This is a genomic window from Methylobacterium sp. UNCCL125 (assembly GCF_900116795.1).
Classification (GTDB): Bacteria; Pseudomonadota; Alphaproteobacteria; order Rhizobiales; family Beijerinckiaceae; genus Methylobacterium; species Methylobacterium fujisawaense.
In genome coordinates this window covers 303,255-327,339 of record NZ_FPBW01000003.1, presented here as the reverse complement: position 1 = coordinate 327,339, position 24,085 = coordinate 303,255, and the positions used below count along the sequence as shown (strand labels likewise).

At 68.3% G+C, this 24,085-nt stretch carries 29 protein-coding genes; 12 read left to right on the top strand and 17 right to left on the bottom strand.

Annotated elements, in window-relative coordinates:
• Positions 1 to 47: 47 nt before the first annotated feature.
• The 7 genes from BM396_RS03530 (at position 48) to BM396_RS03500 (ending at position 4,190) form a co-directional block, all read left to right on the top strand.
• Complete coding sequence (locus BM396_RS03530) at positions 48 to 530, top strand: DUF721 domain-containing protein (RefSeq protein ID WP_043383805.1); 483 nt, start codon at positions 48 to 50, stop codon at positions 528 to 530.
• A gap of 89 nt (positions 531 to 619) precedes the next feature.
• Positions 620 to 1,264, top strand: a complete 645-nt coding sequence (locus tag BM396_RS03525) for a DsbA family protein (RefSeq protein ID WP_043383808.1) — start codon at positions 620 to 622, stop codon at positions 1,262 to 1,264.
• Between the two features lie 191 nt (positions 1,265 to 1,455).
• Entirely contained in the window at positions 1,456 to 1,830 is a 375-nt protein-coding gene (locus BM396_RS03520; protein ID WP_043351911.1) for an AtpZ/AtpI family protein, read from the top strand.
• Positions 1,831 to 1,904: 74 nt separating this feature from the next.
• Complete coding sequence (locus tag BM396_RS03515) at positions 1,905 to 2,660, top strand: F0F1 ATP synthase subunit A (RefSeq protein WP_043351912.1); 756 nt, start codon at positions 1,905 to 1,907, stop codon at positions 2,658 to 2,660.
• 75 nt (positions 2,661 to 2,735) lie between these two features.
• On the top strand, positions 2,736 to 2,963 hold the full coding sequence (locus BM396_RS03510) for a F0F1 ATP synthase subunit C (protein WP_007566773.1): 228 nt from the start codon (positions 2,736 to 2,738) through the stop codon (positions 2,961 to 2,963).
• Between the two features lie 146 nt (positions 2,964 to 3,109).
• Complete coding sequence (locus BM396_RS03505; protein ID WP_043383811.1) at positions 3,110 to 3,688, top strand: F0F1 ATP synthase subunit B family protein; 579 nt, start codon at positions 3,110 to 3,112, stop codon at positions 3,686 to 3,688.
• 16 nt (positions 3,689 to 3,704) lie between these two features.
• Entirely contained in the window at positions 3,705 to 4,190 is a 486-nt protein-coding gene (locus BM396_RS03500; RefSeq protein ID WP_170861837.1) for a F0F1 ATP synthase subunit B family protein, read from the top strand.
• 206 nt (positions 4,191 to 4,396) lie between these two features.
• On the opposite strand, the gene BM396_RS03495 is transcribed toward BM396_RS03500, so the two are convergent.
• Entirely contained in the window at positions 4,397 to 5,266 is an 870-nt protein-coding gene (locus tag BM396_RS03495; RefSeq protein WP_043383814.1) for a formate/nitrite transporter family protein, read from the bottom strand.
• Positions 5,267 to 5,316: 50 nt separating this feature from the next.
• Entirely contained in the window at positions 5,317 to 6,057 is a 741-nt protein-coding gene (locus tag BM396_RS03490) for a competence/damage-inducible protein A (protein ID WP_043383816.1), read from the bottom strand.
• A 77-nt stretch (positions 6,058 to 6,134) separates the two neighbouring features.
• On the opposite strand from BM396_RS03490, the gene sfsA reads away from it, so the two are divergent.
• A complete protein-coding gene (sfsA, locus tag BM396_RS03485) occupies positions 6,135 to 6,848 on the top strand; it encodes a DNA/RNA nuclease SfsA (protein ID WP_043351919.1) in 714 nt (237 codons plus the stop codon).
• On the opposite strand, the gene BM396_RS03480 is transcribed toward sfsA, so the two are convergent.
• A complete protein-coding gene (locus tag BM396_RS03480; protein ID WP_043351921.1) occupies positions 6,835 to 7,677 on the bottom strand; it encodes an FkbM family methyltransferase in 843 nt (280 codons plus the stop codon). The genes sfsA and BM396_RS03480 overlap by 14 nt on opposite strands.
• A 116-nt stretch (positions 7,678 to 7,793) precedes the next feature.
• Here BM396_RS03480 and BM396_RS03475 point away from each other — a divergent pair, with 116 nt between their 5' ends.
• Complete coding sequence (locus BM396_RS03475; RefSeq protein WP_043351922.1) at positions 7,794 to 8,558, top strand: alpha/beta fold hydrolase; 765 nt, start codon at positions 7,794 to 7,796, stop codon at positions 8,556 to 8,558.
• 4 nt (positions 8,559 to 8,562) lie between these two features.
• Here the strand turns inward: BM396_RS03475 and BM396_RS03470 are convergent, their stop codons facing one another.
• The 12 genes from BM396_RS03470 to BM396_RS03415 all read right to left on the bottom strand — a co-directional run bounded on the left by BM396_RS03470 (position 8,563) and on the right by BM396_RS03415 (position 19,091).
• Positions 8,563 to 9,342: an ABC transporter permease gene (locus tag BM396_RS03470; RefSeq protein ID WP_043351924.1), complete on the bottom strand. Its 780-nt coding sequence runs from the start codon at positions 9,340 to 9,342 to the stop codon at positions 8,563 to 8,565.
• The gene (locus BM396_RS03465; protein WP_043351926.1) at positions 9,339 to 10,271 is read right to left on the bottom strand and encodes an ABC transporter ATP-binding protein; all 933 of its coding nucleotides are present in this window, start codon (positions 10,269 to 10,271) and stop codon (positions 9,339 to 9,341) included. The genes BM396_RS03470 and BM396_RS03465 overlap by 4 nt, the downstream gene beginning before the upstream one ends.
• A 176-nt stretch (positions 10,272 to 10,447) precedes the next feature.
• A complete protein-coding gene (locus tag BM396_RS03460; protein WP_043351927.1) occupies positions 10,448 to 10,699 on the bottom strand; it encodes a beta/alpha barrel domain-containing protein in 252 nt (83 codons plus the stop codon).
• A gap of 271 nt (positions 10,700 to 10,970) precedes the next feature.
• The gene (locus tag BM396_RS03455; protein WP_043383819.1) at positions 10,971 to 11,282 is read right to left on the bottom strand and encodes a hypothetical protein; all 312 of its coding nucleotides are present in this window, start codon (positions 11,280 to 11,282) and stop codon (positions 10,971 to 10,973) included.
• Positions 11,283 to 11,581: 299 nt separating this feature from the next.
• Positions 11,582 to 11,911: a hypothetical protein gene (locus BM396_RS03450; RefSeq protein ID WP_043351931.1), complete on the bottom strand. Its 330-nt coding sequence runs from the start codon at positions 11,909 to 11,911 to the stop codon at positions 11,582 to 11,584.
• A 245-nt stretch (positions 11,912 to 12,156) separates the two neighbouring features.
• The gene (locus BM396_RS03445) at positions 12,157 to 12,540 is read right to left on the bottom strand and encodes an SUF system Fe-S cluster assembly protein (RefSeq protein ID WP_043351932.1); all 384 of its coding nucleotides are present in this window, start codon (positions 12,538 to 12,540) and stop codon (positions 12,157 to 12,159) included.
• Positions 12,541 to 12,592: 52 nt separating this feature from the next.
• Positions 12,593 to 13,837, bottom strand: a complete 1,245-nt coding sequence (locus BM396_RS03440) for a cysteine desulfurase (protein ID WP_043383822.1) — start codon at positions 13,835 to 13,837, stop codon at positions 12,593 to 12,595.
• A gap of 187 nt (positions 13,838 to 14,024) precedes the next feature.
• A complete protein-coding gene (locus tag BM396_RS03435) occupies positions 14,025 to 15,347 on the bottom strand; it encodes a SufB/SufD family protein (protein ID WP_043351935.1) in 1,323 nt (440 codons plus the stop codon).
• Between the two features lie 3 nt (positions 15,348 to 15,350).
• Positions 15,351 to 16,103 carry a Fe-S cluster assembly ATPase SufC gene (gene sufC / locus BM396_RS03430; protein ID WP_043351937.1) on the bottom strand — a complete coding sequence of 251 codons (753 nt, stop codon included), beginning with the start codon at positions 16,101 to 16,103 and terminating at the stop codon, positions 15,351 to 15,353.
• Positions 16,104 to 16,118: 15 nt separating this feature from the next.
• Positions 16,119 to 16,358, bottom strand: a complete 240-nt coding sequence (locus BM396_RS03425; RefSeq protein ID WP_043383825.1) for a hypothetical protein — start codon at positions 16,356 to 16,358, stop codon at positions 16,119 to 16,121.
• Positions 16,359 to 16,383: 25 nt separating this feature from the next.
• A complete protein-coding gene (sufB, locus tag BM396_RS03420; RefSeq protein ID WP_043351940.1) occupies positions 16,384 to 17,853 on the bottom strand; it encodes a Fe-S cluster assembly protein SufB in 1,470 nt (489 codons plus the stop codon).
• A 68-nt stretch (positions 17,854 to 17,921) separates the two neighbouring features.
• Entirely contained in the window at positions 17,922 to 19,091 is a 1,170-nt protein-coding gene (locus BM396_RS03415) for a cysteine desulfurase family protein (protein ID WP_043383828.1), read from the bottom strand.
• A gap of 273 nt (positions 19,092 to 19,364) precedes the next feature.
• Between BM396_RS03415 and BM396_RS03410 the strand changes: the two genes are divergently transcribed.
• From BM396_RS03410 to BM396_RS03400, 3 genes are all read left to right on the top strand, one after another.
• The gene (locus tag BM396_RS03410; protein ID WP_043351944.1) at positions 19,365 to 20,021 is read left to right on the top strand and encodes an alpha/beta hydrolase; all 657 of its coding nucleotides are present in this window, start codon (positions 19,365 to 19,367) and stop codon (positions 20,019 to 20,021) included.
• An 85-nt stretch (positions 20,022 to 20,106) separates the two neighbouring features.
• Positions 20,107 to 20,493 carry a response regulator gene (locus BM396_RS03405; RefSeq protein WP_043351947.1) on the top strand — a complete coding sequence of 129 codons (387 nt, stop codon included), beginning with the start codon at positions 20,107 to 20,109 and terminating at the stop codon, positions 20,491 to 20,493.
• Between the two features lie 59 nt (positions 20,494 to 20,552).
• Positions 20,553 to 21,845, top strand: coding sequence for an O-acetylhomoserine aminocarboxypropyltransferase/cysteine synthase family protein (locus BM396_RS03400; RefSeq protein ID WP_043383831.1), 1,293 nt, complete (start codon positions 20,553 to 20,555; stop codon positions 21,843 to 21,845).
• Between the two features lie 232 nt (positions 21,846 to 22,077).
• Here BM396_RS03400 and BM396_RS03395 read toward each other — a convergent pair whose 3' ends face one another.
• Together BM396_RS03395 and BM396_RS03390 are read right to left on the bottom strand one after the other, a co-directional pair.
• Positions 22,078 to 23,247 carry an acetyl-CoA acetyltransferase gene (locus tag BM396_RS03395; protein WP_043351950.1) on the bottom strand — a complete coding sequence of 390 codons (1,170 nt, stop codon included), beginning with the start codon at positions 23,245 to 23,247 and terminating at the stop codon, positions 22,078 to 22,080.
• Between the two features lie 202 nt (positions 23,248 to 23,449).
• Positions 23,450 to 24,019 carry an NUDIX domain-containing protein gene (locus BM396_RS03390; RefSeq protein WP_043383950.1) on the bottom strand — a complete coding sequence of 190 codons (570 nt, stop codon included), beginning with the start codon at positions 24,017 to 24,019 and terminating at the stop codon, positions 23,450 to 23,452.
• Between the last annotated feature and the right edge of the window lie 66 nt (positions 24,020 to 24,085).

Genomic DNA, 24,085 nt, shown 5'->3' with positions numbered 1-24,085 from the left:
CAACCATCCTGCGCTAACCTTCGCGGATCCACAGGGCCGGAACCACCATGGCGCGCGTCAAACCGCTGGCCGAGCTGATCGAGAGCTGCATCGGACCTGCCTTCGCGGCGCAGGGCTTCGCGTCGACCGACATCCTGGCCGCCTGGCCGGAGATCGTCGGCGAACGGCTCGCGCGATATTGCCGGCCTTCCAAGCTCGAATGGCCCAAGCGTCGCCGGAAGGATGCCGGCACGCCCGAATCCGGGACGCTGGTGGTGCGCGTCGAGGGCGTCTTCGCCCTCGAGCTGCAGCATCTCGCGCCGGTGGTGATCCAGCGGATCAACGCCCATTACGGCTGGGCCTGCGTCTCGCGGATCGTTCTGCAGCAGGATCGGGTCGGGCGCGGCGCCCGAGCGCCCTCCCCCGCCCGCATCGATCCGGCCGCCGCCGTCGAGGTGCAGCGCGCCGTAGCGGGGATCGCCGATGACGGCCTGCGCGCCGCCCTCGATCGCCTCGGCATCGCCGCGGTGGCGACGCGCCCGGACCGGTGAGCGGTCGATTCGGTCACCTTGCCAGGACGGTCGCGCCCGAGTACCGGCTTCGGAACGCCACGACTGTTCAATCCGGCGGAGCCTGCCCGATGACGACGCGACGCGACGCTCTCAAATTCTCCGGCCTCGCCCTCGGCGCCGGTCTCGCCCTGCCCTATCTCGCGCGGCCCGCCCGGGCGCAGAATTCCGAGATGGCCGCGCTGCTGCAGCCGGGTCCCCTCGGCGATGTCTGGCTCGGCCCGGCGGACGCCAAGTGCACGATCATCGAATACGCGTCGATGACCTGCTCGCACTGCGCGGCCTTCCACCGGAACACCTGGCCGACCCTCAAGGAGCGCTACATCGACACCGGCAAGGTGCGGTTCACGCTCCGCGAGTTCCCCCTCGACCCGCTGGCGACGGCGGCTTTCATGCTGGCGCGCTGCCAGGGCGATTCCAAGTATTACCCGATCACCGACCTGCTGTTCGACCAGCAGCAGGCCTGGGCCTTCACGCCCAAGCCTGTGGACGCCCTGGAGCAGATGCTCCGGCAGGCCGGCTACAACAAGCAGACGTTCGAGGCCTGCCTGAAGGACCAAAAGATCTACAGCGCCGTCAACGCCGTGAAGCAGCGCGGCCTCGACGTGTTCAAGGTCGATTCGACCCCGACCTTCTTCATCAACGGCGAGCGCTATACCGGCGAGATGACCGTCGAGGGGATGGAGAAGGTGATCAAGCCGCTGATCGGGGCCTGAGAGCCCTGCCGGAGCCTTGTGCGCAACGCGGCTCCGGCGCGTCGCTTGAAGCTGGAATTCCAACTCAAAATCAAAGACTTACTGTGTATGGGGTTCGCCTTGACACTCAAGATAGGCGAAACTATGGTGCGCCCCGCTTGCTGGGGGTGTCCAGCGGGTTCCAGATCCTCCTGCCCGATGAGTTTTGAGCCGTGAACGGCGACGACCAGAGGGACGGGAAAGGGACCCAGCAGACGCCGACGGACAGCGAACTCTCCGCGAGGCTCAGACGTCTCGAGACGCAGATCGAACGGAAGCGGCCGCAGGCTGCTCCCGATCCATCGACGCGCCCTCGGAACGGCGGGCCATCCTCGCTGGGCCAGGCCATGACGATCTCCACGGAGTTCGTCGCGGGCGTGATCGCAGGGGGCATACTCGGCTGGATCGTCGATCATGTCTTCGGGACGAAGCCCTGGGGCCTGATCGTCCTCCTGATGCTGGGGTTCGTCGCGGGGATCTACAACGTGATGCGGGTGTCGGGTTTCGCCGGCGCGCGTCCGGGACGGCGCGATCGGCAGGAGCCATAAGGCGCGCCGATCGGTAGGGAATGTGGGGCGGCCGACACCCGTCGGCGCGCCGGACAAGAAGGGCGGAAGCGGGAATGGCGGTCACGATCGACCCGATTCATCAGTTCGAGCTGAAGCCGCTCGTTTCGCTGGGCCATATCGGCCATCAGCAGCTCGCGTTCACACAGTCCGCCCTCTACATGTTCGCGGCTGTCGGGGTGATCGCGCTGATCACCATCGTGGCGACGGCGTCGCGCTCGGTCGTGCCGGGCCGCATGCAGGCGCTGGCCGAGATCTTCTACGAATTCATCGCCGATACCGTGCATCAAGCGACCGGCGACGGCGGCAAGCGGTTCCTGCCGCTGGTGTTCTCGCTGTTCATGTTCGTGCTCGTCCTGAACCTCTTCGGGATGATCCCCTACGCCTTCGCGGTGACCAGCCACCTGATCATCACCTTCGGCCTCGCGGCGCTGGTGATCTCCACCGTGGTGATCTTCGGTGTGATGAAGCACGGCACCCATTTCTTCGGCCTGTTCGTGCCGTCGGGCGTGCCGAAGCCGCTTCTCGCGATCTTGGTGCCGATCGAGGTGATCTCGTTCATCTCGCGCCCGATCAGCCTGTCGGTCCGTCTGTTCGCCAACATGCTGGCCGGCCACATCGCGATGAAGATCTTCGCCTTCTTCGTGGTCCAGCTTCTTCTCGCAGGCGCCTGGAGCGTGCTATCGCCGCTCCCGCTGTTCCTGACGATCGCGCTGACCGCTCTCGAGTTCCTCGTTGCGGCGCTTCAGGCTTACGTCTTCGCGACGCTGACGGCGATCTACCTCAACGACGCCCTTCACCCCGGCCACTAGTCGTCAGACCTGGCCGGCTCCACCCGCCGCAAACGTCACTGCACGTTTCGATCTGAAGAGACCTCAGGAGTTACCATGGATCCCGTCGCTGCGAAGTACATCGGCGCCGGCCTCGCTTGCCTCGGCATGGCGGGTGCGGGCATCGGCCTCGGCAACCTGTTCGGTCAGTTCCTCGCCGGCGCCCTTCGCAACCCGTCTGCGGCCGACGGCCAGCGCGCCACCCTGCTCCTGGGCTTCGCCCTCACCGAGGCGCTCGGCATCTTCTCGCTGCTGATCGCCCTGCTGCTGCTCTTCGCCGTCTGATCGGCGCCCCGGAGGCCGCGGTCCCCGCGGTCTCCTCCCGGGCTCCGGCCCGATGAACGGGTGGACGCTCCCGCGACGGGGCGTCCGCCTTCGTCCGTCACCGCGCCGGCGGTGGCCTCACCGAACGGTGTCAGTGTAGCGGTCTCATGGCGCAGCCCAATCCCCTCACCACGCCGCCCCCGGGCGCCGACACGAAGCTCGTGCCGGGCCATGTCGAACATACGGAAGCGCATTCGGGCGCCTTCCCGCCCTTCGAGACGTCGGGCTTCCTGGCGCAGCTGATCTGGCTCGCCCTGGCCTTCGGGCTCCTCTACTACCTGATGGACAAGATCGCGCTGCCGCGGATCCAGTCGATCCTGCACGCCCGCGCCGAGCGCCTGCGTGCCGACCTGGACCAGGCGCAGGCGATGAAGGCCGAGGCGGATGCCGCCGGCGTGGCCTTCGAGACCGGCCTCCGGGATGCCCAGGGCAAGGCGCGCGACATCGCGCAGACCACCCGGAACACGCTGGCCGCCGAGGCCGAGACCAAGCGCAAGGCGCTGGAGGCGGAGCTGAACGCCAAGCTCGTCGCTGCCGAGGCGACGATCCGCACGCGGACTGAAGCCGCCATGGGCAATGTCCGCTCCATCGCGGGCGAGGCCGCTTCGGCGATCGTCGAGCGTCTGACGGGTCAGGCCCCCGACCGGGCCACCCTCGACCGCGCCCTCGACGCCACCGCACACTGAACGGGATCCCACGATGCTGCTCGAAGCCGAATTCTGGGTCGCCGTCGCGTTCGTCATCTTCATGGGCATCGCCTGGAAGGCCGGTGCCTTCTCGACGATGACCAAGGGTCTGGACGGCCGCGCCAACCGCGTCCGCCACGAACTCGACGAGGCCAAGCGCCTGCGCGAGGAAGCGGCCGCCGTACTCGCCGACTACAAGCGTCGCCGCGCCGAGGCCGAGAAGGAGGCCGAGTCGATCGTCGCCGGTGCCCGCGAGGAGGCCGCGCGCGCCGCCGAGGAGGGTCACCGCAAGCTCGATGACTTCCTCGCCCGCCGCACCAAGGCTGCCGAGACGAAGATCGCCCAGGCCGAGGCGCAGGCCGAGGCCCAGGTCCGCGCCGCTGCCGCGGAGGCTGCGGTGAAGGTATCGGAGACCATCCTGCGCGAGCGGATGCAGGGCGAGGCGGCGCAGGGCCTGATCCGTGCGAGCCTCGGCGAGGTCCGGACCCGCATGCGGTCCTGATCGCGCCCGCATCGCCGCAATGAGAAGCCGCCTTCGGGCGGCTTTTTTCGTTTCGGGAACTGCGAGGCCTCTGCACGGCGACGGCGGTCGTCGTCTCGGTCGGCGCCAGCCGTCCGGCCGAGGCCGCATCGGCTGAGGGCCGCTTCGGGTCGGACCGCGCTCGATCCGCGCGGTGGCAGGACCAGTTCTGGACCGGGCGTCCGGGTCTAATCCGTCCGCTCGCCCTCGACGGCCTTGGTCTCCTCCACCTCCGGAGCGACCTGCCCGTAATTCAGCACCGCCACCAGCGCCACGCCGCCGAAGGTGTTGCCGAGGAGCGTGGGGAGGAAGAACTTCAGCCCGTAATCGCCCATTGAGGCCGCCCCCGTAACGACCAGGTAGAAGGCCTCCACGGAGCCGGCGACGATGTGGGCGAGGCTGCAGAGCGCCACCAGCCACGTCATCAGCAGGATCACGAACGGCGCCGCGCTGGCCGTGGCGGGGAGGAACCAGACCATCAGGGCGATCATCCAGCCGGCGAAGACCGCCTTGATGAACGTCGCCCAGAAGCCGTGCGCGATGGCATCGTGGCTGATCTCCGCGAAGGCCTTGAGGACCGGCGGCTCGAAGGCGCCCGAATGGGCGAGCAGCGTCGCGATCGCCAGCGTTCCCAGGATGTTGCCCGACAGCACGATGGTCCAGAGCCGGATGACCCGGAGGCCCGTCTTCACCGAGCGGTCGTGCAGCAGCGGCAGGATCGGCGTGATCGTGTTCTCGGTGAAGAGCTGCTGGCGCCCGAGGACGACGACCAGAAATCCCACCGCATAGCCCATCGAACTCACAATCTTGGCCCAATCGGTCTCGGGCAGGTGGCTCCGCAGGACCCCCGGCACGATCAGGGACAGGGCGATGCTCAGGCCGGCGGCGAAGGCCGAGAGGAACAGGGCGAGGCCATGGCGCCGCAGCTCCTCGTCGCCGCCGAGCCGGATGACCTCGTGCAGGACGTAGGCATCGGGCCGGACGATCTCGGAGACCTCCCTCAGCAACGCGTCGCGGCGAGCCTCCGGATCGCCGCGCTTATTCTTGTCCCGAACCATCCGCCCAGCTCCGCAACGCAACTCGATCCGATCGGATGCAGGATAGTCCGTCAGGCCGAGAGACGCGCCACCAGCGCCTCGACCGCGCTCCGTGCCTCCGCGAGCGCCTGCGCGTCCCGGCTGCGCACGACGATCCGGTTGCGAAAACCGTCCGGAGTCATCGCGGGATACGAGCCGATGGAGACGGCCGGCCGCGCCTTGGCGATCTCGCCGAGGTCGCCCGCGTAGTTGCCCTCCGGCAGGTCGGCCGCCTCGATCGTCTCGGACAGCATCGCGGCGCCGCCTGTCAGCGTCGGGGCGATCGAATCCAGCATGGCCTGCATGATGCCGGGCACGCCGGCCATCACGTGGACATTGCCGAGGCGGAAGCCCGGCGCCTTCGAGACCGGGTTGGCGATCAGGTCGGCTCCGAACGGAATCCGCGCCATGCGCAGGCGCGCCGCGTTCAGGTCCTCGGGCTTGTGCCGCTCCAGCAGCATCGCACGCGCCCGCTCATCGACATCGATGCCGACCCCGAAGGCCTCGGCCACGCAATCGGCGGTGATGTCGTCGTGGGTCGGGCCGATCCCGCCGGTGGTGAACAGATAGGTGTAGCGGGCACGCAGGGCGTTGACCGCCTCGACGATCATGGCGGCCTCGTCGGGTACGATCCGCACCTCGCGCAGGTCGATGCCGGCGGCGGTGAGGAAGTCGGCGATCGTGCCGATGTTCTTGTCCTTGGTGCGACCCGAGAGGATCTCATCGCCGATGACGAGGATCGCGGCGGTGACGAATTCGGAAGGCTGGGGCATGGAACTCTGGCGTCGGGCGGGGCCTGCAGGCAGATAGCGCAACCGCTGCCCGCGACTACGTGAACCCCGAGGATCCGATGCAGTTCGCCGCGCCGCTCGTGCCGGGACGGCTCGTGCAACGCTACAAGCGCTTCCTGGCCGACATCGATACCGATGAGGGACGGGTCACGGTGCATTGTCCCAATCCCGGAGCGATGCTCGGGCTGAACACGCCCGGCGCCCGGGTGCTGCTGTCGCGCTCGACCAATCCGGCGCGCAAGCTGCCGCTGACCTGGGAGCTGGTGGAGGCCGACCTGCCCGGGGGGCTGCAATGGGTCGGCATCAACACCCTGCGCCCGAACGCCCTCGTGGCCGAGGCCTTTCGCGCCGGCGCGATCACGGCGCTCGCCGGCCACGACACGCTGAAGCCGGAGGTCCGCTATGCCGAGGCCAGCCGGGTCGATTTCCTGGCGAGCGGCGCGGTGGCCGGCCCCTGCCACGTCGAGGTGAAGAACTGCCACATGATGCGTCGGGCGGGCCTCGCGGAATTCCCGGATTGCAAAGCCGCCCGCAGCGCCCGGCACATGCGCGACCTGGCTCAGGTCGTGGCCGAGGGGGGCCGGGCGCTGGTGGTCATCGTCGTGCAGATGAAGGCCGAGGCGTTTGACGTCGCCCGGGACATCGACCCCACCTTCGACCGGGCGTTCCGGGAGGCGCGAGCGGCGGGTGTGGCAGTCCGGGCCTACCGATGCGCCGTCGGGCCGGAGGGCGTCGTCCTCGCCGGGGAGATTCCGGTGGTCACGCCGCCCTGACGGTGCTGCGCTCGAACATCAGGTTCAGCCGGGAGCGGGCGATCTCGCGATAGCCGTAGCGCGCCAGATGCTGCAGCAGGTCGAGCTGCCACTGCCCGGTGCCGTTCTCAATCAGCAGGATCCGCGGCAGGAGCGCGTCCGGCGCCTCGCGCAGGAACGGCTCCAGGATGAGGTCCTCGGCGCCCTCGACGTCGAGCTTGACGGCATCGACCCGGGTCAGGCCCTCGCTGCGCAAAAGATCGAGGAGCGTCACCGCCGGGACGGTGATCCGCGCTCCCTCGTTGGTGCCGACGATGCGCAGGCTCGACTCGCCGCGGTTGCGCGGATCGATGAACAGGGTCAGCTCGCCCGCCTTGTCGGCTACCGCGCAGGCGACCGCCTTCACGGTGTGGAACGGGTTCTGGGCGATGTTGTAGGTCAGGCGGTCGAACACGTCGGGCTGGGGCTCGACCGCGACGATCCGCGCCCCCGGGCCCGAGAAGGCCGCCACGCACAGGGCGTAGGCGCCGACATTGGCTCCGATGTCGAGGAACACGCAGTCCCTCGGCAGGTGCTTCTGGAGCAGCGCGCGCTCCTCCGGATCGAAGAACTGCGGGGTGAAGAGCACCTTCTTCTCGCAGTTGTTGTTGTAGGGGTGCAGCCGCATCCGCGCGCCGTAGCGGGTCACGTCGAGGGGCTTGCCCCCGAGCCGCGCGATGGCGATCCGGCGCAGGAACAGCGCGAGGCGCCGCCCGTACCAGGATTCGGCCGGGATCCGGTTCGTGCGGCGGGTGATCGCCGCGACGAGACCGGACGGTTCATAGGTGCCGTAGGGCTGGATGTCGGTCATGACCGGGGCGGTTTGCCAGCCGGCGCCCCGAGCCGCAAGCGGATCGATCCACGTTGCTCCGGCGCGCTCCGGTGGTCTAAGCCGTGGCCGAGCTTGATGAACACGGGTTGCGCGGCATGGAGTCCTTCAATTCCGACGGCGTGCGGATCGCCTATATCGACGTCCCGCCCGCGGACGGGGCCGGGAAGCCGATCCTTCTGATCCATGGTTTCGCGTCGAACCATGCGGTCAATTGGGTCAACACCCAGTGGGTGCGCGCCCTGACCCAGGCCGGCTACCGCGCGATCGCGCTCGACAACCGCGGTCACGGCGAGAGCGAGAAGCTCTACGATCCGGCCGCCTACAGCTCCGACGCGATGGCCAACGACGCGATCCGGCTTCTCGACCATCTCGGCATCGAGCGCGCTCACGTCATGGGCTACTCGATGGGCGGGCGGATCACCGCCCACATCGCCCTGGACCATGCGGACCGGGTTCGCTCGGCCCTGATCGGCGGCCTCGGAATGCACCTCATCGAAGGCAAGGGTTTGCCCTCTGGGATCGCCGAGGCCCTGGAGGCGCCCGCCGGGACGCCGGCGCCCAACCCGACGGCCGCAGCCTTCCGCACCTTCGCCGAGCAGACCCGCAGCGACCTGCGGGCGCTGGCCGCGTGCATGCGCGGCTCACGTCAGACGCTGAGCCGGGGGGAACTCGCGCAGATCGAGGTCCCGGTTCTGGTCTCGGTCGGGACTCTCGATACGGTCGCGGGCTCCGGCCCCGGGCTCGCCGCCCTGATCCCGGACGCCCGGGCCCTCGAGATCGAGGGCAAGGACCACTCCACCGCGGTCGGTGCCAAGCCGCACCGGGACGGGGTGCTGGCCTTCCTGGCCGCGCAGCCCTGAAGCCTCAGCTCTTCAGCCGGTAGCCCGTCCGGAAGATGTAGGTGACGAGGCCGAGGCAGATCACCAGGAACAGCGCGGTCATGCCGAGGCTGATCGCGATGTTCACGTCCGCCTTGCCGAAGAACGCCCAGCGGAAACCGCTGATCAGGTACACGACCGGGTTGAGCAGGCTCACGGCGTGCCAGAAGGGCGGCAGCATGGAGATCGCGTAGAAGCTGCCGCCCAGGAAGGTGAGCGGGGTCACGACGAGGAGCGGCACCAGCTGCAGCTTTTCGAAGCCGTCCGCCCACAGGCCGATGACGAAGCCGAACAGGCTGAAGGTCACCGCGGTGAGGAGCAGGAAGCCCAGCATCCAGAGCGGGTGATCGATCCGCAGCGGCACGAACAGGGCCGACGTCGCCAGGATGATCAGCCCGATCAGGATCGATTTGGAGGCCGCCGCGCCGACGAAGCCCAGCACCACCTCGAGCGGCGAGATCGGCGCCGACAGGATCTCGTAGATCGTACCGGCGAAGCGCGGGAAGTAGATGCCGAAGGAGGCGTTCGAGATGCTCTGCGTGAGCAGCGAGAGCATGATCAGGCCGGGCACGATGAACAGCCCGTAGGGCACGCCGTCGACCGCCGAGACCCGGGAGCCGATCGCGGCGCCGAACACCACGAAGTACAGGGTGGTCGAGATGACCGGAGCCAGGATGCTCTGCCCGGCGGTGCGCCAGAAGCGGCCCATCTCGAACCGGTAGATGGCCCGGACCGCCGGCCAGTTCAGGGTGAACGCCGCGCTCATGCCTGTGCCCTCTCCTCGCGCACGAGGCCCACGAAGATGTCCTCCAGCGAACTCTGTTCGGTGTGAAGGTCCTTGAAGCGGATTCCCGCCGCCGCCAGGCCGGTGAGAAGCCCGGTGATGCCGGTCCGCTCGGCGCGGGTGTCATAGGTATAGACCAGCTCGCTGCCCTCCCCGGAGAGCGCCAGGCCGTAATCGGCGAGTTCCGGCGGCACCGCGGTGATCGGCTGCTGGAGATGCAGGGTCAGCCGCTTGCGCCCGAGCTTGTGCATCAGCGCGGCCTTCTCCTCGACCAGGATGATCTCGCCCCGGCGGATCACGCCGATGCGGTCGGCCATCTCCTCGGCCTCTTCGATGTAATGGGTGGTGAGAATGACGGTGACGCCCTGCTGGCGCAGGTCGCGCACGAGGCGCCACATATCCTGGCGCAGCTCCACGTCGACGCCTGCGGTGGGCTCGTCGAGGAACAGCACCCGGGGCTCGTGCGACAGCGCCTTGGCGATGAGCACCCGCCGCTTCATCCCACCCGACAGGGTCATCAGCCGGCTGTCGCGCTTGTCCCAGAGGGACAGCGCCCGCAGGATCCGCTCGATATGCCCGGCATCGGGCTTCATCCCGAACAGACCGCGGGAGAAGCTCACGGTGTTCAGCACCGTCTCGAAGGCGTCGGTAGTCAGTTCCTGCGGCACGAGGCCGATCGCCCGGCGCGCGGCGCGGTAATCCGCCACGATGTCGTGGCCGTCGACCAGAACGCTTCCCGAACTGGCGGTGACGATGCCGCACACGATGTTGATGAGCGTCGACTTGCCGGCACCGTTCGGACCCAGCAACGCGAAGATCTCCCCCCGCTCGATGGCGAGGTCGATGTCGCGCAGGGCGGTGAAGCCGGACGTGTAGGTCTTCGACAGCTTCGAGATGGAGATGATCGGCATCGGGGCCTGGAACGAGCTGGGGCATGCGCGGTGCCGGCAGCCATGAGGCCGGCACCGGAAACGCGGTGGGCCGACCGATCGGACCGTCTTCGGTAGCGGGCGCCCCTATAGCACGCGGCAATCACGGTGCTGACAGACCCCGTGTGTGCCACCGCACCGCGAGGACGCCGCGTCCCTTACGTGCGGCCGTAGCGCTCCGCCAGCGCCACGCACTCCTTCCGGAGATCCGGGTCTTCGATGCGCGAGAAGGCCGTCAGCAGCGCGGCACATTCCGCGGCGCTCGGGCCGCGGGTTCCCCCGGAGGCTGGCGGCCTCCGGAATGTGGATTCCGGAACGTTCAACATGCGGGCGATGTCTCGAAGCAGCTTGTCCCGCTCACGAGCCGACTGGGCCGCGCCGTCGAGATCGAATCCGCCCGCGTCCGTCATGATCTCTTCGAAACCAATCCTTCAGCCGAGCGCGAATGCACGGGGTCCCACAAACGCGCCGTTCGCGCGGCGCGGCTCTACCATTCACACTCTCGCGGCGGGTGCAACCTACCGTTATGGCTCTGCCTCGGAAGAGGGCTGCGACTTAAGGCCGGATGGCTGGCGCGTAGAGGCAGATCGGTGGGCCTGCCTCCGGATTCGGCAAGCGTGAAGCAACCTCCACGCTGGAACATCATCAAAAAATACAACTATAGGTGGCGGCAATGCCGCCCTAGGCCGCGTGGCGCAGGGCGAACAGCGCGGCCAATCCCAGGATCGTCGCACCGCCGAGAAATCGACGCCAGGGATTCACGCCGCGCAGCAGCTCATCGGCAGCCCACCAAGCCAGCGCAAGATCTGCCCCAAGGGACAGCCAGGATGCGAGCGGCCCCTGCTCCTGCGCCGTCCAAGCGGCCAGGCTGAAGCCAGCAAACAGCCAGAGCGGCAGATTGGGCCACTGGGCCACCGTCATGGCGCCGGTGTTCCTGTCGCGGAACAGCCAATCGAGCGCCCGCCGGACGGTCGTGGGCGGTGATGGGGCCATGGCTCGAACCTTCCTGCTGCCAGCAGGTGCGTAGCGCCGCATCGGATCGGACCAAGATGAACCGCCGCCTGCGGATCCCGAATTAACGCAGCGGTAACGTTAGTAAACAGAAACCGTCGGTAAATCCCTAACGGAACCTGAAAGGACTCGCGAGAATCCCACGCTTTGGATGATGATGGGACATCGCAGCGGCGGCCCGTCAGCCGAACAACGAGGATCGATCATGAGCGCGCGCCTGGAAGATCTGAAGTTCATGCTGACGCTCAGCGCCGTCGTTCTCTTCGGCAGCGGCCTCGACATCATCCTGCGCTGATGGCACCGGTCAGGTGGGCCGGCAGGGCCGGGCCGCCGCGCACGATGGCGCGTCCGAGCGCCGAGCGGGCTGCCGAAGGGCGGCCCTGCAATCCGCTGCCGCGTCCCGGTGTGAACGGGACGGCGACCGCGTGCGACGCGAAGTCCACGCGGCGGGGCGTTCCGGCGGTGGCGGACGGGATCTGCCCGGAGCGGAGAAAGCTCCGCAATTCGGCGGCCTTCGCCTGGCGTTCCGTACGTATCCGGAGCACCGCGATCACGAGGCCGACCAGCCCGGCCGCCTCCAGGAACGCCGCGACCACGTAGCCCGAAGCCATCCGTTTCCACCAACCGTATCGAGGGAGTTGCCGCTGTTGCTGCGGCCGTCTCCGCTCTGCGCCGCGATGGTTAGCGAGACCTTAACGGCTACGTATATTGCCGCAGGTCCGCCGGTGCCGTCCATTCCTTCGCAACACCAACGTTTCGGCTTATGCCCTTGTCGCAGCAGCGAAACTCAAGCGCGGTCACGTGCCTCGCGGCACGCGCCCATGCGTGTTCAGGAGCCTGTGAACGCCGGTCCGCCCTACCACATGTCGAGGGCGACGCGCGCCTCGTCCGACATGCGGCTCTGATCCCACGGCGGATCGAACACCATGGTCACCGAACAGGACTGGACGCCCGGCACGGCGCTCACCGCGTTCTCCACCCAGCCCGGCATTTCACCGGCCACCGGGCAGCCCGGGGCGGTCAGCGTCATGTCGATGGCGACCTTCCGATCGTCGCCGATATCGACCTTGTAGATCAGGCCGAGTTCGTAGATGTCAGCCGGAATCTCGGGATCGTAGACGGTCTTCAGGGCCGCGACGATGTCGTCGGTCAGGCGATCGAGCTCCGCCTGCGGGATCGCGGAATCGCCTTCGACGGCGGGGGCGTTCATGCCCCCCGTGATGGTGGCGTCGGTGGTCATCGCTTCACTCTCCCCGGACCCGCGCGGACGGGACCAGCCTCGGATCCAGATATCAGGTAAACAGCATCTCCGCCCTGCCGAGGGCTTCGGCAAGGGCATCGATCTCGGCGGTCGTGTTGTAGAGCCCGAAGGACGCGCGGCAGGTCGAGGTCACGCCGAACCGCTGGAGCAGCGGCATGGCGCAGTGGGTCCCGGCCCGGACCGCCACGCCCTGGCGGTCGATGACCGTGGCGATGTCGTGGGCATGAGCGCCCTTCATCTCGAAGGCGATCACACCGCCCTTGCCGGCAGCCGTGCCGATCAGGCGCAGGGCGTTCATCGCGCCGAGCCGCTCCTGCGCGTAAGCCGTCAGCTTCGCCTCGTGGGCGGCGATCGCGTCGCGTCCCAGCGTCATCATGTATTCCAGCGCCGCGCCGAGGCCGACAGCCTCGATGATGGCCGGGGTGCCCGCCTCGAATTTGTGCGGCGGTTCGTTGTAGGTGACCGCGTCCTCGCTCACCGTCCGGATCATCTCGCCGCCGCCCTGGTAGGGCGGCAGGCGCTCCAGCCATTCCTTCTTGCCGTAGAGCACGCCGATTCCGGTCGGCCCGTAGACCTTGTGGCCGGTGAAGACGAAGAAGTCGCAATCGAGCGCCTGCACGTCGACGGGCTGATGGACCGCGCTCTGTGCGCCGTCGAGCAGGACCGGGACGCCGTGGGCGTGGGCGATACGCACGATCTCCGCGGCGGGCGTCACCGTGCCCAGCACGTTCGACATGTGGGTGATCGCCACCATCTTGGTGCGGGGCGAGAACAGCTTCTCGTATTCCTCCACCAGGAAGTTGCCCTGGTCGTCCACCGGTGCCCACTTGATCACGGCGCCCCGGCGCTCGCGCAGGAAGTGCCAGGGCACGATGTTGGAGTGGTGCTCCATGATCGAGAGGATGATCTCGTCCCCCTCCCCGATCAGGCCGGCCCAGCCCATCGACGAGGCCACGAGGTTGTAGGCCTCGGTGGCGTTGCGGGTGAAGATGATCTCGTCCGTGGAGGCGGCGTTGAGGAACTGCCGCGTGGTCTCACGGGCGCCCTCGAAGCCCTCCGTGGCGGCGTTCGCCATGTAGTGCAGGCCGCGGTGGACGTTGGCGTAGCCGGTCTCCATGCAGGAGACCATCGCGTCGATCACCTGACGGGGCTTCTGCGCCGAAGCGGCGTTGTCGAGGTAGACCAGCTTCTTGCCGTAGACCTGCTGGCCTAGGATCGGGAAATCCTTGCGGATCGCCTCGACGTCGTAGGTGGGGGTGAGGACGGGTGCGTTCATCGCTTCTCACTCACTGAGCGCCCACCCTTCGAAGAGGACGGGCCCCCTCCCCCATGCGGGGAGGGGTAAGGGTGCGGGTGGGTCATGAGGCGCCGCCCAACTTCGACCGGCGCCGCTCCCACCTCAGGCTCCTCCCCGCACGGGGGAGGAGAGCGCATCGCGTGCAGGACGGAGCGGGTTGCGGACGCTACACCCGTGCCTTCAGCCAGGCCTCGATCTCGCCGACTAGCGCCGCGCGGGCGCCCTCGTGCGTGACCGCTTCCACCGCCTCGCCCACGAAGGCCTGCACGAGCAGGCTCTCGGCGATCGCGCGCGGCAGGCCGCGGGCCATCAGGTAGAACAGCAGATCGTCGTCCGGCGCACCGCAGGTGGCCCCGTGGCCGCAGGCGACGTCGTCGGCGAAGATCTCCAGCTCCGGCTTGTTCATCATCTGCCCCTCGTCCGTGAGGAGGAGGCAGTCAGACTTCATCTTGCCGTCGGTCTTCTGGGCGGCCTGACGGACGATGATCTTGCCCTGGAACACGCCGGTGGCGTCACCGTCGATGATCCACTTGAACTGCTCGCGGCCGACACCGCCCACGGCGGCATGGTCGGCGAGCAGCGTCGAGTCGGCAAGCTGTCCCCTGCGCAGCATGGCCGCGCCGTTGACGACCACGTTCGTGTCCTCGCCCGCGATGTGGACGAAGATCTGGTGGCGCGACAGCACCGCTCCGGTCACGAGGTTCACGGTTTCCACCTGCCCCTCGGCCTCGACCTTCAACGACAGGGTCGAGAGCGCGATGGTGGCATCGCCCTCGATGTTCAGCCGGGTGTGCCGGAAGGCAGCCTTCGGGCCGACCACCACGTCGAGGGCGTCGTTCGGCTGGCAGGTGAGGCCGTCCGTTCCCTCATGGCTCTCCAGCAGGCTGAACTCCGCGCCCTCGCCCAGCTGGACGAGCACGCGGGTCGCCGTGGAGAACGGCGCGTCGCCGGTGCCCACGAAGCGGAGATGCAGCGGCCGCACCGGCTTCGCACCGGCAGCGACCGTGATCACCGCGCCATCGGCCAGGAAGGCGGTGTTGAGCTGGTAGACCGGGTTCTCCCGGGCCTGTGCGACCGGGGCGAGCTGCTTCAGGCCGGCATGGCCCTGGGCGAGGGCCTCCGACATCGGCACGACCGTGACACCCTCGGGGATCGCATCGAGATCCGACAGTTCGCCGATGAGGTGCCCGTTCACGAAGGTCAGGCGCGCGGCCTCGATGCCGGAGAAGCCCTTCGCCTGCGCGACGGCCGCCTTGGCGACCTCGAGGCTCGGCGCATCGGCCGGCGGTGCGGCCTCGGTGATGGCGGCGCGCAGATCCGTGTACTTGAAGGCCTCGACCCGGCGGCTGGGCAGGCCGGTCGCCTCGAAGAAGCGGAACGCCTCCTCGCGGGCGATCGCCGTCTCGCTGGCGAAGCTCTGGCGGGCCGATTCGAACAGCTTCGACAGGCCGGCCTCGGCGGGGGAGCGGAGGTTGGTGACGCCGGCCATGGTTCAGGCCGCCTCGTTGGTGCGATACTCGGCGTAGCCGGAGGCCTCGAGTTCGAGGGCGAGCTCCTTGCCGCCGGTCTTCACGATCTGACCCTTCGACATGACGTGCACGGTGTCGGGCACGATGTGGTTGAGCAGCCGCTGGTAGTGGGTGATGACCAGGAACGAGCGGTTCTTGTCGCGCAGCGCGTTCACGCCCTCGGACACGATGCGCAGGGCGTCGATGTCGAGGCCGGAATCGGTCTCGTCGAGCACGCAGAACTTCGGCTGCAGCAGCGCCATCTGGAGGATCTCCATGCGCTTCTTCTCGCCGCCGGAGAAACCGACGTTGAGGGCGCGCTTGAGCATCTCCTTATTGATCTCGAGCTTGTCGGCGGCGCCGTTCACCGCCCGGATGAAGTCGGGGGTCGACAGCTCCGCCTCGCCGCGCGCCTTGCGCTGCGCGTTGAGGCAGGCCTTGAGGAAGGTCATGGTGCCGACGCCGGGGATCTCCAGCGGGTACTGGAAGGCCAGGAAGATACCGGCCGCGGCGCGCTCGTCGGCGGCCATCTCCAGCACGTTCTGCCCGTCGAGCAGGATCTCACCGTCGAGGACCTCGTAGTCCTCCTTGCCGGCGATGACGTACGACAGGGTCGACTTGCCCGAGCCGTTCGGCCCCATGATCGCCGCGACCTCGCCGTCGTTCACGGTCAGGTTCAGGCCGTTCAGGATGCGGTTGTCCTCGATCTGCACGACGAGGTTCTTGATTTCCAGCATGTCAGTCCAAGTCCTTCATAACCATTCGTCTCGCATCGCCCGCAGGAACGCGAGGTTCCCGGCCGGGTAGCCGGAGAGATCGCCGATCACCGCGTCGATGCCGCACCGGGGACAGAGGGCGGTGCCATCATCGGCGATCCACCCCGCGATCTCGTCCGGTGTGAAAACCTCGAGGCAGAAGAAGCATCCGCACAGGACGCTGCTCCTGACCTCGTCGGCGCGCCGCGCGCTGTGCCGATGCGCGGCCCGCAGCACGTCGTCGTCGAAACCGCCCAGGCGGTCAGCCCACCGAGCCTTCCAGGCTGATCGAGATCAGCTTCTGCGCCTCGACGGCGAACTCCATGGGCAGCTGCTGCAGCACGTCCCGGACGAAGCCGTTGACGATGAGTGCGGTCGCCTCCTCCTCGGAGAGGCCGCGCTGCTGGCAGTAGAACTTCTGGTCCTCGGAGATCTTCGAGGTTGTCGCCTCGTGTTCGAACACCGCCGAGGCGTTCTTCGACTCGATATAGGGCACGGTGTGCGCGCCGCACTGGTCGCCGATCAGCAGGGAGTCGCAGTTCGTGAAGTTCCGGGCGTTGGAAGCCTTCCTGTGGGCCGAGACGAGCCCCCGGTAGGTGTTCTGCGACCGGCCCGCCGAGATGCCCTTCGAGATGATCCGGCTCGTCGTGTTCTTGCCGAGATGGATCATCTTGGTGCCGGAATCGACCTGCTGCATGCCGTTCGACACCGCGATCGAGTAGAACTCGCCGCGGGAATCGTCGCCGCGCAGGATGCAGGACGGATACTTCCAGGTGATCGCCGAGCCGGTCTCGACCTGCGTCCACGAGATCTTCGAGCGGGCGCCACGGCAATCGCCGCGCTTGGTCACGAAGTTGTAGATGCCGCCCTTGCCCTCGTTGTCGCCCGGGTACCAGTTCTGGACCGTCGAATACTTGATCTCGGCATCGTCCAGGGCGACGAGCTCGACCACCGCGGCGTGGAGCTGGTTGTCGTCGCGCTTCGGGGCGGTGCAGCCCTCGAGATACGAGACGTAGGAGCCCTTGTCGGCGATGATCAGCGTGCGCTCGAACTGGCCGGTGTCGCGCTCGTTGATGCGGAAATAGGTCGACAGCTCCATCGGGCAGCGCACGCCCGGCGGAATGTAGACGAACGACCCGTCCGAGAACACGGCCGAGTTGAGCGTGGCGAAGAAGTTGTCGGTCACCGGCACGACCGAGCCGAGGTACTTCTTCACCAGCTCGGGATGCTCGCGCACGGCCTCGGAGATCGGCATGAAGATCACGCCGGCCTTCTCCAGCTCCTTCTTGAAGGTGGTGGCCACCGAGACCGAGTCGAACACGGCGTCGACCGCGACGCGGCGCTCCGGCGCGATGCCCTCCAGCACCTCGACCTCGCGGAGCGGGATGCCGAGCTTCTCGTAGGTCTTCAGGATCTCAGGATCGATCTCGTCGAGCGACATCGCCGCCGGACGCTTGGGCGCCGCATAGTAGTAGATGTCGTTGTAATCGACCTTGTCGTAGGAGACCCGCGCCCACTCCGGCTCCTTCATGGTCAGCCAGCGCTTGTAGGCGTCGAGGCGCCACTCCAGCAGCCACGCGGGCTCGTTCTTCTTGGCCGAGATGAAGCGCACGACGTCCTCGGAGATGCCCTTCGCGGACTTCTCCATCTCGATGGTGGTCTCAAACCCGTACTTGTACTGGTCGAGGTCGATCGAGCGGACCCGGTCGATGGTTTCCTGCACGGCAGGCATCAGCGTCTCCTGGGCATCTCCGGCGTCAAGGGCCGGGAAGCGTCTGTCGGATAGCGGGGGCGCGGCCCTCAGGCCGCCTGTCCTCGCCGTCTATATAGGGGCTGCAAGGCCCGTTCGAAGGCGTCGAGGAAGCATGCCACCTCCTCGTCCACCGTGTTCCAGCCGAGGCTGACGCGCAGCGCCCCCCCGGCGAGGTCAGGACCGACGCCCATCGCGGCGAGCGTCGCCGAGCGCGCGACCTTGCCTGACGAGCAGGCCGAGCCCGACGACACCGCCACGCCGGCGAGGTCGAGGGCGATCAGGGCCGAGGGCGCATCGAGGCCCGGGACCGAGAAGCTGAGAGTGTTGGGCAGGCGCTGGGCCCCGGCGGCGAACACCACCGCGTCGGGCGCCAGGGCCCGGATGCCAGCCTCGATCCGGTCGCGCAGCGCCCCGAGGCGCGCGCTCTCCCGGTCGAGCGACTCGCGGGCGATCCGGGCGGCCTCGCCCATGCCGACGATGGCCGGCAGGCACTCGGTGCCGCAGCGCTGCCGGCGCTCCTGCCCGCCGCCCCGCAAAAAGGCGGTCTCCAGGGTGACGCCGTCGGCCAGCACCAGCGCGCCGACACCCTTCGGCGCCGCGAACTTGTGGCCCGATAGGGTCAGCGCGTCGAGGCCGAGGCCAGCCATGTCGAGGGGGATCTTCCCGGCCGCCTGCACCGCGTCGCTGTGGACCAAGGTCCGGCCGTGCTCGCGAGCCAACCCGACGATGTCGGCCAGCGGCTGCACGGCGCCGGTCTCGTTGTTGGCGGCATGGACCGAGACGAGCACGGACTCGTCGGACAGCGCGGCGAGCCGTGTCCCCAGGGCGGCGAGGTCGACCACGCCGTCGGCCGTGACCGGCAGCGCCTCCGCGGCCGTTTCCGGGAACCGGTGACCCGCCGCGACGCAGGGGTGCTCCGTCGCCGAGTAGAGCAGCCGGGTCGGAGCTGGCGTGCTGCGGCGACGCAGGGCGCCCGACAGGGCGGCGTTGGCGGCTTCGGTGCCGCCGCTGGTGAAGACGACCTGTTCGGGCCGTGCCGTCACCAGGGCCGCGACTTCGGCGCGGGCCGCTTCAAGAGCGGCCCGGGCGGCCCGACCCTCCGCGTGGATCGAGGACGGGTTACCGGGGAGCATCAGCGCGCGCGCCACCGCCTCGGCGACGGCCGGACGGACCGGAGCTGTCGCATTGTAGTCGAGATAGGCGCGTCCCCGGCTCATCCGCGTTCCGTTAAGTCCTCTGCTGCGGCGCGTCACAATTCCTTGCCCGCGCACCGGCTCGCCGTGCTAAGGCGCGCCGAGAGAATGAGATCCCGCCGCCCCAATCCGGTCGGCGTGGCAGCCGGCGCGAAGCTTCAGGCGGCTTCTTTAGAATAGTTCTAATCATCTAGAACCATTCTAAGACTGCTTTTATGGGGCGCGCGCGACGAGTCAAGGCTGCCGCGTCGCCGTGCCGATCGCCCGGCGGGCGATCTCGAGAGTGAGAGACGAGCGATGCCCGAAGTCATCTTCACCGGCCCGGCCGGCCGCCTGGAAGGCCGTTATCAAGCCCCCAAGAAGCGCGGTGCGCCGATCGCCATCATCCTGCACCCGCACCCCCAGTTCGGGGGTACGATGAACAATCAAATTGTGTACAACCTTTTTTACACCTTCGCCAATCGCGGTTTCGCAGCCCTGCGTTTCAATTTCCGCGGGGTCGGCCGCAGCCAGGGCTCCTTCGATCACGGCTCGGGCGAGCTGTCGGATGCCGCCGCCGCCCTCGACTGGGTGCAGTCGGTCAACCCCGAGGCGAAGTCCTGCTGGATCGCCGGCGTGTCGTTCGGCTCGTGGATCGGCATGCAGCTCCTGATGCGCCGCCCCGAGATCGAGGGCTTCATCTCCATCGCCGCGATGGCGAACCGCTACGACTTCACCTTCCTGGCCCCCTGCCCCTCCTCCGGCCTGTTCGTGCACGGCTCCGAGGACCGTGTGGCGCCCGCCCGCGAGGTCATGCCGGTGATCGAGAAGGTGAAGACCCAGAAGGGCGTCATCATCGAGCACCAGATGGTCGATGGCGCGAACCACTTCTTCGACGGCAAGGTCGAGGAACTGACACAGACGGTGGACACCTATCTCGACAAGCGCCTGGGCAAGCGCGAGGAGGCGGCCTGACCGAACCGGTCCCGCGCCTTGACGGGGGGAGCCCCGGAGGAATAGGGCGCGGACTTCGGAATTGAGACTCACCTTCGCAGGTCTGATGTCAGATAGCCCGTCCGATCAACCCGTGGTGCTCCTGGTGGAGGATGACGGCCTCCTGCTGATGGAGGCCTCTGACACCCTTGCGGATGCGGGCTTCACCGTCGTCGAGGCGACGCACGCCGACAAGGCGCTGAAGGTCCTGGAGAACCGTGACGATGTCGGCGTCCTGATGACCGACGTCGACATGCCGCAGGGCTCGATGGACGGTTTCGCCCTCGCCCGCCTCGTGGCGTATCGCTGGCCGTCGATCCCCGTTCTTGTGGTGTCGGGCATGGGTACGCCCGGTCCCAACGACATGCCGGAGGGCGCCCGGTTCATTCCGAAGCCCTACGAGCCGACCACCCTGGTCCGAACCCTGCAGGCCTTCCTCCGCCGCGCGGCGTGACGCACGGATCCGCTCGGGCTGACGCCCCGGTCCGGGCATCGAACACCCGACCGAGAGCCATGACGGATCAGAACCGACCGCACCGTTTCGCGACCCGGGCCATCCATGCCGGCGCGGCGCCGGACCCCGCCACGGGCGCGCGGGTCCAGCCGATCTACTTCACCAACGGCTTCGTGTTCGACTCGACCGAGCAGGCGGCGGACATCTTCGCCGGCCGGCGGACAGGCTTCTCGTATTCCCGCGGCTCGAACCCCACCGTCGCCGCGCTGGAACGTCGCATCGCCGATCTCGAGGGCGCGAAGGCCGGCGTGGCGGTGTCTTCAGGACAGTCCGCCATGCAGCTGGTCCTGATGACGCTGATGAAGAGCGGCGACGCCTATGTCGCCTCGCCACGCCTGTTCGGCGGGTCACTCGGTCTGATGCGCCGCCTCGATGGGCGCTACGACCTGAAGCCCCGCTTCGCACGCGGCATGGCCCCGGAGGATTTCGAGGCGGCCATCACCCCGGACTGCCGGGCCATCTTCTGCGAATCGATCGTGAATCCCTGCGCGTCGGTGGTGGACCTCGATGGGATCGCCGCGGTGGCGCGGCGCCACAATCTCCCGCTCGTCGTGGACAATACCCTGGCCTCGCCGGCCCTGATCCGACCGATCGAGCACGGCGCCGACATCGTCTGGCACTCGACCTCGAAGTTCCTGAGCGGCTCCGGCCAGACCATCGGCGGCGTGATCTGCGACGCCGGCCGCTTCGACTGGGAAAAGGCCGGCGGCTACAACCTGATCACCGAGCCCTGGCCGGACTATGACGGCCTCGTCCTGACCAAGGCCTTCCCCGAAACCCCGTTCGCGGCCGCCTGCCGGTTCTTCGGCCTGCGCGACCTCGGGCCCGGCCTGTCGCCGATGAACGCGTTCCTGACGCTCATGGGCATCGAGACCCTGCCGTTGCGCATGGAGCGGCACTGCGCCAATGCGCGGGCGGTCGCGGCCTTCCTCAAGGACCATCCGGCGGTGGATTGGGTGAGCTATCCGATGCTGCCGGGACAGCCCGGGGAGGACCTCGCCCGGCGCTACACGCCGAACGGGCCGGGCTCGATCTTTACCTTCGCCCTGAAGGGCGGCGAGCCGGCGGCCCTGACGTTCATCGCCGCCCTGGAGCTGATCTCGCACCTCGTGAACATCGGCGAGATCAAGTCGCTGGCGATCCACCCGTCCTCGACCACCCACCGGCAGTTGCCGGAACACGAGAAGGCCGCCGCGCAGGTCGGGCCCGAAACCGTTCGCCTCTCCATCGGATTGGAGGACGAGGCCGACCTGATCGCCGATCTCACGCAGGCCTTGGACCGGCTCGGCTGAGCGAGACGCTCGCGTCCGAGGGGCGTGCGGCCCCTCTCCTCATCCGCCGCGACCGCAGCGAACCACGGCAATGTGCGCTGGCCGTCATCGCCCTGCTGGATTGCCGCGCTCCGGTCGCGAAGACGGCGACGGCGAGACCTCCCGAAGGACCTGACCTCTCGCGTTCGATCCTCGTCCGGTCCAGAGAGGAAGCCTGCCCCTCTGGATCGTCGCCGGGCCGCCGAGCCTCCGCTCAGCGCCGCCGTTCCAGGATCGACACGTAGTTGGCGACCGCCGCGCCGCCCATGTTGAAGATCCCGGCGAGTTCCGCACCGGGCACCTGCATCTCGCCGGCGTCGCCCATGAGCTGGAGGCAGGCCATCACGTGCATCGACACGCCGGTGGCGCCGACCGGATGGCCCTTGGCCTTCAGGCCGCCGGACGGGTTGATCGGCAGCCGCCCGCCCTTCTCGGCCAGGCCCTCGCGCACCACGCGGTAGCCCTCGCCGGGGGCTGCGAGGCCCATCGCCTCGTATTCGATCAGCTCGGCGATGGTGAAGCAATCGTGGGTCTCCACGAAGGAGAGGTCCTCGTTGGCGATCCCGGCCTGCGCGCGGGCCTTCTCCCAGGCCATCCGCGCGCCCTTGAACTCCGCCGGGTCGCGGCGGGACAGCGGCAGGATGTCGTTGACGTGGGCCCGGGCACGGAAGCCGATCGCCCGCTCCAGACCCTCCGCCGTCTCGGCATCCGCCACAACCAGGGCCGCCGCGCCGTCCGAGATCAGCGAGCAGTCGGTGCGCCGCAGGGGAGCGGCCACGTAGGGGTTCTTCTCCGAGACCCGGTTGCAGAAGTCGAAGCCGAGATCCTTGCGCAGCTGCGCGTAGGGATTGCCGACGCCGTTGCGGTGGTTCTTGGCGGCGATCCGGGCCAGCTCCTCGCTGCGGTCGCCGTAGCGCTGGAAATAGCCCGCCGCGATCCGCCCGAACACGCCGGCGAAGCCGCCCTCGATGTCGGCCTCCTCCTTCCGGTAGGAGGCGCCCAGGAGGATGTCGCCGGTCTCGGCGACGGTCTTGGCCGTCATCTTCTCGGCGCCGATCACAAGGGCCACGCGGCCGCGGCCGCTGTCGACGAAGTCGAGGGCCGCGTAGAGGGCCGCCGACCCGGTGGCGCAGGCGTTCTCCAGATGGGTCGCCGGGGCGTGGGCGAGGCCGGGCCGATTCACCGCCACCAGCGCGCCCTCGAAGCCCTGCTTCGAGAAGCCGGTGTTCATCGAGCCCACATAGATGCCGTCGACCTGGGATTCCTCGACGCCGGCATGGGCCAGCGCCTCGCCCGAGACCCGGGCGATCAGCCCTTCGACATCCGGCTCCTCCAGCTTGCCGAAGGGTGTGTGGGCCCAGCCCACGATGCAGGCGCGCGTCATCCGGTGACCTCCCGAGTCTTGCGCGAACGATGGGCCCGCCGTGGCCGGCGATCAAGACGTGCCGACGGCTCTTCGGAGCTTACTGCCCGCATGAGTGTCCTTCACGCAGGTCGCTTTCAGCGCAGGTGGAACGCGATCCACGCGACCCCGGCCAGCACCAGCGCGGTCAGCAGACCCTGGGCGAATGCGCGCTGGCGGTTCCTCACCGGTGGAACAGCTGCGGATGGCGTGCCCGGAGCGCCAGGATCAGGGTGAGCGTTTTCAGGTCGGTGATCTCGGCGCGGTCGGCCCGGGCGGCGAGCTCGGCCAGCGGGATCTCGACGACCCGGATGTTCTCGTGCTCGCCCTCGGCCCCGCCGCCAGCCTCGGCCCGATCCGCCAAGCCGTAGATCGCGAGGTACAGGTGGATCTTCTCGGTGGTGAGGCTCGCGCAGGAATAGGCGGCGCCGACGAATTCCAGGGCGTGCAGGCGCAGGCCCACCTCCTCCATCGCCTCCCGGCGGGCATTCTCCTCCGGGCTGCCGTCATCGATCAGGCCGGCCGGGGCTTCCAGCTGGACCTGCTCGCCGGCCGCGAATAGCGGCGGGACCCGCAACTCGCGCACGAGCGTCGCGACCCGCCGCTCCGGGTCGTAGGGCAGGATCCCCACCGAGTTGCCGTGATCTTCGATTTCCCGCTCGACCACGGCGCCGTCAGCGAGGCGCACCTGCGCGATGCCGAACCGGCTCCAGCCCTCGTGGAGGAAGCGGATGTTCAGGATCTCGGCCTTCATGCGCACTCCCATCTCTGATCGCCCTACACGGAAGCGTGTCTTCGGGTTCCGGGAACGCGGGCGCCC